Source organism: Variovorax sp. V116 (assembly GCF_041154435.1).
GTDB lineage: Bacteria > Pseudomonadota > Gammaproteobacteria > Burkholderiales > Burkholderiaceae_C > Variovorax > Variovorax paradoxus.
In genome coordinates this window covers 3,712,810-3,725,194 of the sequence record NZ_AP028661.1, presented here as the reverse complement: position 1 = coordinate 3,725,194, position 12,385 = coordinate 3,712,810, and the positions used below count along the sequence as shown (strand labels likewise).

The 12,385-nt window shown below is 68.7% G+C and carries 17 protein-coding genes; 10 read left to right on the top strand and 7 right to left on the bottom strand.

Annotation, left to right across the window (positions count from 1 at the left end):
- Position 1: 1 nt before the first annotated feature.
- Positions 2-1,198: a YncE family protein gene (locus tag ACAM58_RS17705; protein WP_369663153.1), complete on the bottom strand. Its 1,197-nt coding sequence runs from the start codon at positions 1,196-1,198 to the stop codon at positions 2-4.
- A gap of 99 nt (positions 1,199-1,297) precedes the next feature.
- On the opposite strand from ACAM58_RS17705, the gene ACAM58_RS17700 reads away from it, so the two are divergent.
- The 3 genes from ACAM58_RS17700 to ACAM58_RS17690 all read left to right on the top strand — a co-directional run bounded on the left by ACAM58_RS17700 (position 1,298) and on the right by ACAM58_RS17690 (position 2,931).
- Positions 1,298-1,570, top strand: a complete 273-nt coding sequence (locus ACAM58_RS17700; RefSeq protein WP_015866424.1) for a DUF2164 domain-containing protein — start codon at positions 1,298-1,300, stop codon at positions 1,568-1,570.
- A 72-nt stretch (positions 1,571-1,642) separates the two neighbouring features.
- Positions 1,643-2,068, top strand: coding sequence for a hypothetical protein (locus ACAM58_RS17695; protein WP_369663152.1), 426 nt, complete (start codon positions 1,643-1,645; stop codon positions 2,066-2,068).
- 65 nt (positions 2,069-2,133) lie between these two features.
- Positions 2,134-2,931, top strand: a complete 798-nt coding sequence (locus tag ACAM58_RS17690) for an enoyl-CoA hydratase/isomerase family protein (protein ID WP_369663151.1) — start codon at positions 2,134-2,136, stop codon at positions 2,929-2,931.
- A 15-nt stretch (positions 2,932-2,946) separates the two neighbouring features.
- On the opposite strand, the gene ACAM58_RS17685 is transcribed toward ACAM58_RS17690, so the two are convergent.
- From ACAM58_RS17685 to ACAM58_RS17675, 3 genes are read right to left on the bottom strand one after another with little or no spacing between them, the layout of a single operon-like run.
- Positions 2,947-4,050 carry a M14 family metallopeptidase gene (locus ACAM58_RS17685; RefSeq protein WP_015866421.1) on the bottom strand — a complete coding sequence of 368 codons (1,104 nt, stop codon included), beginning with the start codon at positions 4,048-4,050 and terminating at the stop codon, positions 2,947-2,949.
- Positions 4,051-4,088: 38 nt separating this feature from the next.
- Positions 4,089-4,754 carry a glutathione S-transferase gene (locus ACAM58_RS17680; RefSeq protein WP_015866420.1) on the bottom strand — a complete coding sequence of 222 codons (666 nt, stop codon included), beginning with the start codon at positions 4,752-4,754 and terminating at the stop codon, positions 4,089-4,091.
- A gap of 57 nt (positions 4,755-4,811) precedes the next feature.
- A complete protein-coding gene (locus tag ACAM58_RS17675; protein ID WP_015866419.1) occupies positions 4,812-5,279 on the bottom strand; it encodes a transcriptional repressor in 468 nt (155 codons plus the stop codon).
- Positions 5,280-5,389: 110 nt separating this feature from the next.
- On the opposite strand from ACAM58_RS17675, the gene ACAM58_RS17670 reads away from it, so the two are divergent.
- The 7 genes from ACAM58_RS17670 to ACAM58_RS17640 all read left to right on the top strand — a co-directional run bounded on the left by ACAM58_RS17670 (position 5,390) and on the right by ACAM58_RS17640 (position 10,620).
- A complete protein-coding gene (locus ACAM58_RS17670) occupies positions 5,390-6,061 on the top strand; it encodes a dienelactone hydrolase family protein (RefSeq protein WP_015866418.1) in 672 nt (223 codons plus the stop codon).
- Entirely contained in the window at positions 6,058-6,357 is a 300-nt protein-coding gene (locus ACAM58_RS17665; protein WP_015866417.1) for a putative quinol monooxygenase, read from the top strand. The genes ACAM58_RS17670 and ACAM58_RS17665 overlap by 4 nt, the downstream gene beginning before the upstream one ends.
- 120 nt (positions 6,358-6,477) lie before the next feature.
- Entirely contained in the window at positions 6,478-8,034 is a 1,557-nt protein-coding gene (gene gshA / locus ACAM58_RS17660) for a glutamate--cysteine ligase (RefSeq protein WP_015866416.1), read from the top strand.
- A 180-nt stretch (positions 8,035-8,214) separates the two neighbouring features.
- Entirely contained in the window at positions 8,215-8,595 is a 381-nt protein-coding gene (locus ACAM58_RS17655; protein WP_369663150.1) for a response regulator transcription factor, read from the top strand.
- Positions 8,596-8,701: 106 nt separating this feature from the next.
- Positions 8,702-9,625 (top strand): SDR family NAD(P)-dependent oxidoreductase, encoded by a 924-nt coding sequence (locus ACAM58_RS17650; protein ID WP_015866414.1) that lies wholly within the window; start codon positions 8,702-8,704, stop codon positions 9,623-9,625.
- A gap of 103 nt (positions 9,626-9,728) precedes the next feature.
- Positions 9,729-10,160: a nuclear transport factor 2 family protein gene (locus ACAM58_RS17645; protein WP_015866413.1), complete on the top strand. Its 432-nt coding sequence runs from the start codon at positions 9,729-9,731 to the stop codon at positions 10,158-10,160.
- Complete coding sequence (locus tag ACAM58_RS17640) at positions 10,150-10,620, top strand: MerR family transcriptional regulator (protein ID WP_015866412.1); 471 nt, start codon at positions 10,150-10,152, stop codon at positions 10,618-10,620. Before ACAM58_RS17645 ends, ACAM58_RS17640 begins: the two co-directional genes overlap by 11 nt.
- On the opposite strand, the gene ACAM58_RS17635 is transcribed toward ACAM58_RS17640, so the two are convergent.
- The 3 genes from ACAM58_RS17635 to bamE all read right to left on the bottom strand — a co-directional run bounded on the left by ACAM58_RS17635 (position 10,607) and on the right by bamE (position 12,239).
- The gene (locus ACAM58_RS17635) at positions 10,607-10,966 is read right to left on the bottom strand and encodes an HPF/RaiA family ribosome-associated protein (protein WP_015866411.1); all 360 of its coding nucleotides are present in this window, start codon (positions 10,964-10,966) and stop codon (positions 10,607-10,609) included. The genes ACAM58_RS17640 and ACAM58_RS17635 overlap by 14 nt on opposite strands.
- A 99-nt stretch (positions 10,967-11,065) precedes the next feature.
- On the bottom strand, positions 11,066-11,494 hold the full coding sequence (locus tag ACAM58_RS17630) for a CBS domain-containing protein (protein ID WP_015866410.1): 429 nt from the start codon (positions 11,492-11,494) through the stop codon (positions 11,066-11,068).
- Between the two features lie 145 nt (positions 11,495-11,639).
- Positions 11,640-12,239 (bottom strand): outer membrane protein assembly factor BamE, encoded by a 600-nt coding sequence (gene bamE / locus ACAM58_RS17625; RefSeq protein ID WP_015866409.1) that lies wholly within the window; start codon positions 12,237-12,239, stop codon positions 11,640-11,642.
- Positions 12,240-12,385: the final 146 nt, after the last annotated feature.

The following is a 12,385-nucleotide window of genomic DNA, read 5'->3' as shown; positions in this document are numbered from 1 at the left end:
GTCAGTGCGACATTGTCCCGCGCATTGCGGCCGGATGGCCCTGCAGCGCAAACGACTTGCCCGTGGGCACCAGCGTGTCGCCGTCCACGCGCAGGATCGTGATGTCCTGGTCGATGAAGTTGCCCACGTAGAGGTACTTGCCGTCGGCGCTCCACACCGCGCCTTCGGGCAGGCCGCGCACCACCACCTCGTTGGCGCGCGTGACCTTCTTGCCGTCGATCTTCAGCAGCACCACCGAGCCGTTGCGGTTGTAGAAGTAGGCGTTCTTTGCCGAGTTGCTGCCGCGCAGGATCACGGCCACCGCATGCTTGCCGGTCGGGCTCACGGCCAGGCCCTCGGGCCCGTCGCCGACCACCACCTTGTCGACCACGCGCGGCGGCACCGCTTCGAGGTCGATCACGCTCACCGTATCGACCTGTCCGTCCGATGCGCCGGAGTTGCCGTTGTCGGCCGTGAGCGCGAGCTTGCCGTCGGGCGTCACGTCGACGTTGTAGGGCCACAGGCCCGCCGCGAGGTCGACCTTGTTGTAGCTGACCTTCTCGCCGTTCACCTCCAGCAGCGCGATCTTGTGGCTGGTGAACTTGGCCGCCAGCGCGCGCTTGCCGTCGGGCGTGAAGCGCACGTGCGCCACCGAGTCGCCCATGGCGACGGTGTCGATCAGCGTCACCTGCTTGCCCGCGATGCGCAGCACGCTGACCGAGTTGTCCGCGCGGTTGGCCACCAGCGCGAGGTTGCCGGCGCGGTTGATCGACAGGCCCGAGGGCTGCTTGCCCACGGTGAGCGTGTCGATCAGCCTGGGCGGCGTGGTGCTCAGGTCGACCACGAACAGGCGGTTGTCGGGCACCTGCCGGCGCACGCCGTTCTCTTCCACCACGTTGAGCGAATTGGCCACCAGCGCCAGCGTTTCGCCGGGGGTGATCGCGAGGTTGACGGGCGGTCCGGCGATGGTGTTGTCCAGTTGCAGGCTGCCGACGAGCCTGGGCGCCAGCGGATCGGTGCCGATGTCCAGCACCTGCACCGTGTCGCGCCCCATCGGCGCGAGGATCACGGCGCCGGCGTCGCTCCACGACTGCTTCTCGTCGTTGGCGACCAGCATGAGCTGGCGCTGCGCCGTGGCGGGGGTCAGATTGGTGCAGCCCGAAACCGCGGCGAGTGCGGCCAGGGCAAGGGTCGCCAGTGCGGCGGGGCGAAACTTCATGGGGCGGTCTCCGTGTTGTATGTTGTTGTCGTGCCGGCCCTGGGGCCGCAGCGCATGGTAGCGGCACAATCGATCGATCCACCAGCGAGAGCCGCACGCATGACCATCGAAATCTCCAAGGAAGCCCGCCAGCAGGCCATCGCGTCGATCGAGCGCTACTTCAACGAGAACATGGAAGAGAAGATCGGCAACATCGCGGCCGGCGCGCTGCTCGGCTTCTTTCTTGAAGAGGTCGGCCCCATCGTCTACAACAAGGCCGTGGCCGACGTGCAGGAGCGGCTGCAGTCGCGCATCTCGGAGGTCGACCTCGAAGTGCACGAGGACGAGTTCCAGTACTGGCGCAAATTCGATCGGCAGAAAAAGAGCCGGTAGCCGGCGCAGGCGTCGTGCGCACGCATCGCCCGGCGTTCAAAGATGCTTCCAAACGTTGCAAAATCCCAAGCCATGCAACCACACCGTCCCATTTCGCGTTCTGCGCCTTCCTCGCTGCTGCGCACCCTTGCCGCCTTGCCGCTCGTCCTGGCCGCTTCCCTTGCGGCCGCCCAGCAGGACCCGGCGTCGTTCCCGCTGGATTCGGTCGGCTACCTGAACGAGGAGCTGCCGCGCATGGAGGCCGCCATCGCGGCCAGCGACCGCAGCTTCTTCCACGGTGCGATGGCCCGCACGGTGGAGTTCTCCGAGCGCTGGGGCTTCAAGGCGCAAGCCAATCCCGACCTGGCCAAGTACCCGATGTGCACTGAGGCGGTGATGGACTACGTGGTCGTCGGCATGTGCAGGCTCAATCCCGCGAGCGATGGATGCGAGCCCGGGCTGGCACCGCGCTTCGAGGCCAATGTGCAGCGCTGCCGCGAGGTGGCGGCGCGAAAATAGGCGCCCCGTCCTTCGACGAAAAATGAAAGTCCCCGCAGGCAGGCGCTGCGGGGCGGAGACACGCCATGGAATACACACGCTACCAGACCCTTGCCATCACGCGCCGCGGCGCCCACGGCGCGGTGCTCGACATCCAGATGCGCGCGGCCAACGGCAAGCTGCCCACGGCCGGCCACGACGGCCACCGCGAACTGGCCGAGATCTGGCGCGACGTGGCGGCCGACGACACGGTGCGCTGCGCGGTGCTGCGGGGCGAGGGGCTGGGCTTCTCGGGCGGCGGCGACCTGGCCATGGTGCAGGACATGACCACCGACGACGCGGTGCGCCAGCGCGTCTGGAAAGAGGCGCGCGACCTGGTCTACAACATCATCAACTGCGACAAGCCCATCGTGAGCGCCATGCACGGCCCGGCCGTGGGCGCGGGCCTGGTGGCGGGGCTTTTGGCCGACATTTCGATTGCCGCCAGGGACGCGAAGATCGTCGACGGCCACACGCGCCTGGGCGTGGCGGCGGGCGACCACGCGGCCATCATCTGGCCGCTGCTGTGCGGCATGGCCAAGGCCAAGTACCACCTGCTGCTGTGCGAGCCGGTGAGCGGCGCGGAGGCCGAGCGCATCGGCCTGGTGTCGCTCGCGGTGGACGAGGCCGAGCTGCTGCCGCGCGCCTACGAGGTGGCCGACCGGCTCGCGGTCGGCAGCCAGGGCGCGATCCGCCTGACCAAGTACGCGCTCAACAACTGGCTGCGCCAGGCCGGCCCGGCCTTCGACGCCTCGCTGGCGCTCGAATTCATGGGCTTCGCGGGCGCCGACGTGCGCGAGGGCGTGGCCTCGCTGCGCGAACGGCGCGCGCCGAACTTCGGCTGAAGTCCACTCGCCGAATCAGGCCTTCTTCAGGCCCTGCAGCGTCTGCAGCAGCACCACGCGCGTCTGGCCCAGCACCATGCCCTTCCATTCGTCGTTGTCGCAGTAGAAGGCATCGCGCAGTTGCTGGCGGATTTCGCGCTTCTGCGCCTCGGGCGCCTCGGGATGGCGCCGCAGCCAGGTGTCGGCGCGCAGGCGGGTCAGCACCTCGCTGTCGGGCAGCGTGCCGAACTCCAGGCCCATGGGCGCGATGCTCGCATCGGGGCACTCGTCATAGGCAATGGAGACCACCGGCCCCGACACGTCGGCCGAGGCCGAGTCGCCGGCAAAGGGCGCGAACACGTCGGCGCCCCACCAGGCATGCGCCTGCGCAAGGTCGGCCGGCGCATTGCGGCCCGGGTAGATCTTCTCGCCATGGCCGTAGGGGCCGAGGCCGGTGTGGATGTCGATCCAGCCGATGTGCGTGGCCGACGCGGCATAGCTGCGCAGGATGGCGCGCATCGTGCGGTTGCTCCACGAGGGCGCGGTGCCGCCGTAGAACAGGCCGTCGGGCGAGCTGTACTGGCCCCGGGTGACGGCCGCGCGGAAAGCGCGCATGCCGTGCTTTTCGATGTAGGCCGCCATGGCGGCATCGTCGGCGGCAGTGGGCGGCCAGCTGGCGGGCAGCACCAGCGGCTCGACCTCGGCGTACTCCGCATTCACCGGCAGCGGCACGCCGAAGTCGATGTGGTTGCGGTTCAGGTCGATGTTGTCCTCGTTGGTGCGGTGCAGGTGCGAAAAGCCGTGGGGGTTGACCGCATGCACCAGCAGCAGCGCCACGTCCGCTTGTTGGAGCCGCCCCAGCAGGTCGGCGTCGTGCAGCGTGGCAAGCTGCGCGCCCGAGCCGCAGAAGCCCTCGGGGCCGTGCGTGCCCGAGGTGACGAGCAGCAGCTTCTTCGCATCCCTGGCGCCGATCAGCGCCACGTCGGTCGCCAGCTCCTCGCCGAGCGCGCCGCGGTGCGTCGGCAGCACGAAGGATTCGACCGCGGCGCCGCGCATTGCCGCGGCATCGAGGAACTTGGCGCGCGCCTCGGCGTACGTGCCCGAGAAATGGCGGGTGGCGGCGGTGGAGGGGGTGTACATGGGTGAAGGGCTCCTGTGCGTGGATGTAGGGGATGCTGTCAGGCCGGCGGGTAGGCGGCGCCCGCTTCACCCGGGGCCCAGGGCGCGTACTTGTGCATCGCGCGCTCGAACAGCGGCGAGGTCGTCCAGCCCGCGAGCCAGGCGCGCAGCAGCGGCCAGGGCTGGCTCTCGAACCATGCGGGCTCGACCATCGCGAACTGCCGCACGAAGGGCATGACGGCGGCATCGGCCAGCGCCGCGCGCGCGCCGAAGAGCTGCGGCCCGGAGCCGCTGGCGAGCCGGGCTTCCAGCTCCAGCAGGAACTGCGCACCCAGTTCGCGCGCAGTGCCGGCGGGCGCGTCCGCGAAGCGGCCCGGGTACTTGTAGCGGTCGAGCTGCGGCTTAAAGTGGTTGTCGCACGCGGCCACGAGCGCGAGCATGCCGTCGAGCGTGCCCGCCTCGGGTGCGAGCCAGCGCAGCGGATCGTTGCGGCCCAGCGCCCACCGCATGATGTCCAGGCTTTGCTCCAGCACGGCGGCATCGGGCAGCACCAGCACCGGCACCGTGCCCTTGGGCGAGGCGGCGAGCATGTCGGGCGGCTTGTTCTTCAGCACCACTTCGCGCAACTCGCAGCGCTCGCCGCTGGCGGCCAGGGCGAGCCGGGCACGCATCGCGTAGGGGCAGCGGCAAAAGCTGTAGAGGATGGGCAGGCGAGGGTCTTGCATCGAGCGCAGGAGTCTATGCGCGCAACCTGGCCGCATGGGTGCCTGGCGCCTGCTCCCTCAGCCCCTGCATTCCCCGCAGGTGCCGTGCAGCGTGAGCGCGGTGTGGCGGGTGTCGATGCCCTGCTTGCGCAGCTCGCGGCCGAGCCGGCTCATCACCTTGGGCAGCTCGGGATCGGAGGGGAGCGCGAGCACCTTGTGGCACTGGTCGCATTCGAAGGTGTTGCCCGAGGCGGCTTCCACATGGCGCGAAAAGCGGTTGACGCGGTCCGCACCCACGCGGCGGTCGCACAGGCCGGCGTCGACCAGGCGGTCGAGCACGCGGTACACCGTGACGCGGTCGGGCGCCTCGCCGGTGGCCGTGGTGTAGGCGGCCACCACGTCGTCGTGCGTGAGCGGCTGCGAGGCGTGCTCCAGCAATTCGAGCACGGTTTGCGCGGCGCGCGTCACGCGCAGACCGCTGCTGCGCAGCAGGGTTTCGCTGTCGGGCGTCGTCGCGGCAATGGGGGGCTTCGGATGCGGGCTCATGGGTTTTCCGTGGAACCGACATTGTGTTGCATTCCGTGAGCCCGCGCCCCGGGCGGCCCGAATGCGCTAAGGTCTGGTTTTTCGCGTTTTTTGAATACCTTCTACCGACCATGTCCAGTTCCCCGATCGAAATCGAGACCGCTCCCAATCCCACCGCCACGGTCATCGTGATGCACGGCCTGGGCGCCGACGGGAACGATTTCGTGCCGATTGCCAACGAGCTCGACCTCTCGAGCGTGGGCCCGGTGCGCTTCGTGTTTCCCAATGCACCGGTGATCCCCGTCACCATCAACGGCGGCTACCGCATGCCGGCCTGGTACGACATCGCCGTGGCCGACCTGGTGGCGCGCGAGGACGAGGCGGGCCTGCGCCGCTCGCAGGCCGCGATCGAGGCGCTGATCGCCAGCGAGAAGGCCCGCGGCATCGCGGCCAACCGCATCGTGGTGGCGGGTTTCTCGCAGGGCTGCGCCATGGCGCTGATGACGGGCCTGCGCCACACCGAGCGGCTGGCCGGCATCGTCGGCCTCTCGGGCTACCTGCCGATTGCCGCCACGACCGCGGCCGAGCGGCATGCGGCCAACCACGACACGCCGGTCTTCCTGGCCCATGGCCGGCAGGACCCGGTGGTGCCGCTCGAAGCGGCGCTGCGGTCGCGCGACGCGCTCGCCGCGCTGGGCTATGCCGTCGAGTGGCATGAGTACACGATGGCGCACTCGGTCTGCATGGACGAGATCGCCGACCTGAACCGCTTTCTTCTGCACGTACTGGAGACAAAAAAATGATCCTCGTCATCGGACACGCCATGGCGAAACCCGAAACCCTGCAGGCGATGCTGGCCATCAGCGTGGAGCACGTGCTGCGCTCGCGCACCGAGCCCGGCTGCATCTCGCACGAGGTCAGTGCGGACGTGCAGCAGCCGCTGCGGCTGAGCTTCGTCGAGCGCTGGAGCGACATGGCGGCGCTGAAGGCGCATTTCCGCGTCGAGGCGTCGCGCGCCTTCGGCAAGGCGCTGGCCGCCATGGCCGACGGCACGCCGCAGATCTCCATCTACCAGTCGGAAGAGATCGAGCCCGCATGAGCCAAGCTATCAAAACAATAGCGGCGCGCAGCATAGCGGATGGCGGGATTCCCTGCACGAGCAGCGCCCGCGCGGCCGTGCTACCTTCCAGCCCCTCAGAGATTGACGGGTCATAACAATATGAGCAGCAGATTGCAGGAGAGGCTGGGTGCGCTCTCAGCCGCGCGGTTGAAGGGCATGCGGCGCGGCATCGAGAAGGAAAGCCTGCGCGCGCTGCCGGACGGCAAGCTCGCGCTCACGCCGCACCCGCTGGCCCTGGGATCGGCGCTGACCCATCCGCACATCACCACCGACTTCAGCGAATCGCAGCTCGAGCTCATCACGGGCGTGCATGCCAGCGCCGAGTCGGCGCTGGAGGAGCTCACGCGCGTCCACCAGTTCACCTACCGCGTGCTCGACTCGCTCGGCGACGAGCGCCTCTGGGTGTCGAGCATGCCCTGCGGCCTGCCGACCGACGAGACCATTCCCATCGGGCGCTACGGCTCCTCGAACGTCGGGCGCGCCAAGAGCGTCTACCGCATGGGGCTGAGCCACCGCTACGGGCGGCGCATGCAGACCATCTCGGGCATCCACTACAACTGGTCGCTGCCCGACGTGTCGAGCGAACAGTATTTCGCGCTCATCCGCAACTTCCGGCGCCATGCCTTCCTGCTGCTGTACCTGTTCGGCGCTTCGCCCGCGCTGTGCTCCAGCTTTGTCGCGGGGCGCCCGCACGAGCTGCAGCCGCTGGGCGACGGCAGCATGTTCATGCCGCACGGCACCTCGCTGCGCATGGGGCGCCTGGGCTACCAGAGCGACGCCCAGGCCTCGCTGGCCGTGAGCTACAACAGCCTCGAGGGCTACGGCGCCTCGCTGCAGGACGCACTCACGCGGCCCTGGCCGGCCTACGAGGCCATCGGCATCCGCAACCTCGGCGGCGACTACAACCAGCTGGCCACCAGCCTGCTGCAGATCGAGAACGAGTTCTACGGCACCATCCGCCCCAAGCGCGTGATCCACTCCGGCGAGCGCCCGCTGCATGCGCTGCGCGAGCGCGGCGTCGAATACGTCGAGGTGCGGCTGATGGACCTCGACCCCTTCGAGCCCGTGGGCATCAATGCCCAGACCATGCGCTTTCTCGATGTGTTCCTGCTGCAGTGCCTCCTGAGCGACAGCCCGGCCGACACGCCCCAGGAAATCGCCGAACTGGCCCACAACCAGCACCTCACGGCGGCGCGCGGACGCGAGCCGGGCCTGCAGCTCTTGCGCGGCGGCCGCGAAGTGGGCCTGGCCGACTGGGGCATCGAGCTGGTCGAGCAGTGCCGGCCCATTGCCGCCGCGCTCGACGCCGCGAGCGGCGGCACGCAGCATGCCGATGCGGTGCACGCCGCACTGGCCGCGCTGCAGGACCCCGGCAGCCTGCCTTCGGCGCGGGTGCTGGCGGCGGTCGAAGAGCAGCATGGCAATTCCTTCATCGGCTTCGTGCGCGCGCAGGCGGAGCAGACCCGCGCCACGCTGCTGGCGCTGCCGTTCTCGGCCGAGCAGCAGGCCGAATTCGAGCGCATGACCGAGGAATCGATCCAGGAGCAAAAGCGCATCGAGGCCGCCGACACGATGCCGTTCGAGATCTACCGGGAGCAGTACGTGTCCCCCGCGCGCCTGGGAATCGGGCGCGGGCGGGTGGCCGTCGCGGCCTGAGCGCCCGGCGCGTCCCACTGCCACACGGCCCGCCTGACGACAGGCGCGAAGCGCGATGGCCTACAGGCATTGGCCGGCATCGCCCACCGTGGCCGCCGCTGCCGGGGCGACCATGGGCGGCATGCAACCCGCCAGCTTCAGATTTCGATTCCGGCCCATGGTTCGGCCGGAGATTGCGGCATGACTTTCAAGGCCTACCTTGTCGAGGACAGCCCGCTCATTCGCGAAAACCTCGTCGGCTTCCTGCACGACGTGGCCGACGCGGACGTGGTGGCCTGCGCCAGCAGCGAGGAAGAAGCCGTGCACTGGCTCGACCATCACCGCGACGAATGGGACCTGACCATCGTCGATCTTTTCCTGGAGCACGGCAACGGCCTGGGCGTGGTCCGGGCCTGCCGCCACCGCGCGGCCAAGCAGAAGGTCGTGGTGCTGAGCAACTACGCCACCTCCGAGATGCGCCAGCGCTCCGCGCAGCTGGGCGCCGATGCCTTCTTCGACAAGTCCGCCGAGCTCGACCAGCTGGTGGCCTACTGCGAAACGCTGCGTCACGCGCGCGACTGAGCCCGCTTCCGGGCGGTCCCGCCGGGACGCCTTTCTGGGGTAAAACGCCACGCGGCCGCCGTGGCGGCCTTCGGCACACCCATTCCCAAGGAAAGAAAGCAGCGAGATGAGCAACAGCACCATCGACTTCAAGGGCCGAGTGGCCATCGTGACCGGCGCGGGCGGCGGCCTGGGCCGCCAGCATGCGCTGGCCCTGGCGGCGCGCGGCGCCAGGGTGGTGGTCAACGACCTGGGCGGCGCCCGCGACGGCTCCGGCGGCTCGGTGAGCGCGGCGCAGGCCGTGGTCGACGAAATCGAGGCCGCGGGTGGCGAGGCGATGGCCAACGGCGCCTCCGTCACCGATTTCGAGGCGGTGCAGGCCATGGTGAAGCAGGCGGTCGACGCCTGGGGCCGGGTCGACATCCTGGTCAACAACGCCGGCATCCTGCGCGACAAGAGCTTTGCCAAGATGGAGCTTGCCGATTTCAAGCTGGTGGTCGACGTGCACCTGATGGGCGCGGTGAACTGCACCAAGGCCGTCTGGGCGCTCATGAACGAGCAGAAATACGGCCGCATCGTCATGACCACCTCGTCTTCCGGCCTCTACGGCAACTTCGGCCAGAGCAACTACGGCGCGGCCAAGCTTGCGCTGGTGGGGCTGATGCAGACGCTGAGCATCGAAGGCGCAAAGAACGACATCCGCGTCAATTGCCTGGCGCCGACCGCGGCCACCCGCATGACCGAGGGGCTGATGCCGCAGGAAGTGCTGGACGCGCTCAAGCCCGAGGCCGTGGTGCCCGCCATGCTGGTGCTGGCGGCCGAGAACGCGCCGAACCGCACCATTCTCTGCGCCGGCGCCGGCACCTTCGAGGCCGCCCACATCACGCTGACGCAGGGCGCCTGGCTCGGCATCGGCGCGGACACGCCCGAGCAGCTGGCTGCGCGGCTCGCCGAAGTGACTTCGCGCGAGGGCGAGATCGTGCCGCAGAGCGGCTCGGCCCAGGGCAGCAACGAGGTCGGCAAGGCGATGGCGAACGCCCGCAAGGGCTGATCCGCCATCCGGTCCATGGCCGCTTGACCTCGAGTGCACTCGAGCATTTCCAATGGATTCACCGGGCCTTCCGGTTTCATTCATCCATCCGGGGAAAGCAGCCATGAACACGACAGACGACAGCAGGGCGCTGGTGCAGCGCATCCATTCCGAACTGGACCAGGGCAACGGCCAGTTCTTCATCGACAGCCTGGCCGACGACGCCCGCTGGACGCTCGAAGGCAGCACGCCGTGGTCGCGCACCTATGCGGGCAAGGTCGCGATCCGCGAAGAGCTGCTCAAGCCGCTGTTCGCGCAGTTTGCGGGCCCCTATGTGAGCAGGACCGAGCGCATCATTGCCGAGGGCGACCGGGTGGTGGTGCTGTTCAGCGGCGACGTGCCCACCCGGGCCGGCAAGCGCTACAACAACCGCTACTGCTACATCTACCGCATCGAAGGAGGCAAGGTGAAAGAGCTGACCGAGTACTTCGACACCGCACTGGTCGAGCGGGCGCTCGAGGCGCCGCCGGCTGCGGTTCCTGCCCATGCCGGCTGAGGGCGGCACCCCATTCCACATCGGTGAGCTGGCCCAGCGCACCGGCCGCACCGTGCATGCCATCCGCTGGTACGAAACGCAGGGCCTCGTGCCCGGCGTGGTGCGCGACGAAGGCGGGCGGCGCCTGTACGGCGAGCTGCACGTCGGCTGGCTCGACCTGATGGACCGGCTGCGCCGCACCGGCATGTCGATTGCCGAGATGCGCGAATACACCGCGCTCGCGCTGCAGGGCAAGGCCACGCTGCGCCAGCGCCGCGACCTGCTGGCCGCGCACCGCGCGCGCGTGGCCGAGACCATCGCGGATTGGAACCAGGCGCTGTCGCTGGTCGAGCGCAAGATCGATTTCTACGACGACTGGATGCAGAGCGGCCACAGGCCGCCGCTGCTGCCCGCCGAAGCGCCGCGCGCGCCGCCGCCCGGGCAGAAAAGGCGCGGCGGCCGGCCGCCTACTCCGCGATGAAGCCCGTGTCCTTGCGGATCGAATCGCGGTCGCGGTGGTTGTTCAGGCGGCCCAGCGTGTTGTCGAGCAGGCGCTTGAGCTTGTCGGCCGCGCCGCGGAAGGCCTCGTCGAGGGTGGTGGCGTGCTGGGTGACGGCCAGCGGCTGGTGGTGGGCCAGGCGCGCTTCCATCACGCAGCACTTGTCTCCGCCGCCGGCCTTGTCGTGGTTCTCGTCGCTCAGGTGCACTTCGACGCGGGTGACGTCGTCGACGAAGCGGCCCAGCTGCTGCTTGATTTCCGCATCGGCCCAGCGCTCCAGCGCATCCTTGTTGTTGATGCCGTTGCTCGTGTTGACCTGGATCTGCATTGTCTTGTCCCTGATGATGGATGAACGAGCCTCTACTGTGCACCCTGAACGCCCCGGGTACGCGTAGCGTGTTCCCCAACCCCCGGGACGAGGCGGGATTCAGCTCTGGATATAGGTCGTGAGCTGGGCGATGGTTTCCTCGTGGTCGGCAATGATGTCGTCCATCAGGTCCTGGATGGAGATCATGCCCACCACCTTGGCGCCGTCGACCACCGGCAGGTGGCGGAACTTGCGCTGGCTCATCAGCGCCATGCAGGCGCGCGTGCGGGTCTGCGGGGTCACGGTCATCACGTCGGGCGTCATGATCTCGGAGACCTTCATCTCCTTGGAGTTCTTGCCCTGCAGCGCCACCTTGCGGGTGTAGTCGCGCTCGGACAGGAAGCCCACCAGCCGGTCGCCGTCCATCACCATCAGCGCGCCCACCTCGAAGCGCGCCAGGGTGGCCAGCGCATCGAACACGCTGGTGTCGGGCGAGGTGCGCCAGGCCGCGGAATCGTGGCGCTTGAGCAGTTCGGAGACGGGTTTCATCGCGGTAGCTCCATCAAAAAGTTTGGCTCGGGCCGGCGCGTCCATGCGCCGCACTCGGTCAAATGATAGGGGCGGAACCGTCCCCCGCGATGCAAAAACCTCTAGGGGATTGCGCGCGCCGCACCGCGACGCGCGCTGAAGCGAACTAAGGTGTTGCTGCGAGCACGCGGCTGAGCGCCACCGGGTCGCCTACCACGGCCTTGACCAGGCCCTTGTCGTCGAAGCTCACTTGGTACTCCGACCAGCTGTCGCGCCAGTAGCGCCAGATGGGCGCATCGAGGCTGGGGTTCTCGCTGGCCACCGGGTAGCCGATGGCCATCAGCACCTGTTCGCGCGTCATGCCGGGCGCCACCTTTCCGGCCATGATGGCGTCGCGCACGGCGGGTGCGAAGGCCGCCATCTTCTGCTTCGGGTCCTGGGTCACCACGTAGCGCTGCGCGAAGTCGATCAGGGTGATGTTGCGGCTGTAGTCGTTCTTGATGCGCTGGGGCTTGCCCGCGAGATCGAGGTTGAACCAGCGGAAGTCGTAGCCCGTGATGCGCGCCGGCGTGCCCACGGCCACGATGCTGGTGCCCTGCTCGTCGTAGTTGATGTCGCTGATCGAGTTGCCGTAGGTGCGCATGTTGCAGCACAGGTAGCCGCTGACCAGCGGGCCCGGCGGCGGCGAGGGACGCTGGGCATGGACGACGGTCGCGGGAACGACGGCGGCTGCCAGCAGGGCGGCAGCGGCAAGGCGCTTGAACATGGATTTCCCTCGGTATTTATTGAAAATGGCTGCGCATGCAGCGCGCGGATTCTAGAGGGCGCGGTGCGCCCGGGCACAGGCAAAATGGGCCTGCGCAGCTACACAAAGCCCACAATGCGCACCCGGCCTTCGGGCCCGCACCTTCC

Coding starts and splice junctions, on each gene's coding strand:
- ACAM58_RS17675 (WP_015866419.1), bottom strand. CDS start 5,279: ATGAGCCCGCATCCGAAGCCCCCCATTGCCGCGACGACGCCCGACAGC.
- ACAM58_RS17655 (WP_369663150.1), top strand. CDS start 8,215: ATGACTTTCAAGGCCTACCTTGTCGAGGACAGCCCGCTCATTCGCGAA.
- bamE (WP_015866409.1), bottom strand. CDS start 12,239: ATGTTCAAGCGCCTTGCCGCTGCCGCCCTGCTGGCAGCCGCCGTCGTT.
- ACAM58_RS17690 (WP_369663151.1), top strand. CDS start 2,134: ATGGAATACACACGCTACCAGACCCTTGCCATCACGCGCCGCGGCGCC.
- ACAM58_RS17705 (WP_369663153.1), bottom strand. CDS start 1,198: ATGAAGTTTCGCCCCGCCGCACTGGCGACCCTTGCCCTGGCCGCACTC.
- ACAM58_RS17630 (WP_015866410.1), bottom strand. CDS start 11,494: ATGAAACCCGTCTCCGAACTGCTCAAGCGCCACGATTCCGCGGCCTGG.
- gshA (WP_015866416.1), top strand. CDS start 6,478: ATGAGCAGCAGATTGCAGGAGAGGCTGGGTGCGCTCTCAGCCGCGCGG.
- ACAM58_RS17645 (WP_015866413.1), top strand. CDS start 9,729: ATGAACACGACAGACGACAGCAGGGCGCTGGTGCAGCGCATCCATTCC.
- ACAM58_RS17635 (WP_015866411.1), bottom strand. CDS start 10,966: ATGCAGATCCAGGTCAACACGAGCAACGGCATCAACAACAAGGATGCG.
- ACAM58_RS17685 (WP_015866421.1), bottom strand. CDS start 4,050: ATGTACACCCCCTCCACCGCCGCCACCCGCCATTTCTCGGGCACGTAC.
- ACAM58_RS17640 (WP_015866412.1), top strand. CDS start 10,150: ATGCCGGCTGAGGGCGGCACCCCATTCCACATCGGTGAGCTGGCCCAG.
- ACAM58_RS17665 (WP_015866417.1), top strand. CDS start 6,058: ATGATCCTCGTCATCGGACACGCCATGGCGAAACCCGAAACCCTGCAG.
- ACAM58_RS17700 (WP_015866424.1), top strand. CDS start 1,298: ATGACCATCGAAATCTCCAAGGAAGCCCGCCAGCAGGCCATCGCGTCG.
- ACAM58_RS17650 (WP_015866414.1), top strand. CDS start 8,702: ATGAGCAACAGCACCATCGACTTCAAGGGCCGAGTGGCCATCGTGACC.
- ACAM58_RS17680 (WP_015866420.1), bottom strand. CDS start 4,754: ATGCAAGACCCTCGCCTGCCCATCCTCTACAGCTTTTGCCGCTGCCCC.
- ACAM58_RS17670 (WP_015866418.1), top strand. CDS start 5,390: ATGTCCAGTTCCCCGATCGAAATCGAGACCGCTCCCAATCCCACCGCC.
- ACAM58_RS17695 (WP_369663152.1), top strand. CDS start 1,643: ATGCAACCACACCGTCCCATTTCGCGTTCTGCGCCTTCCTCGCTGCTG.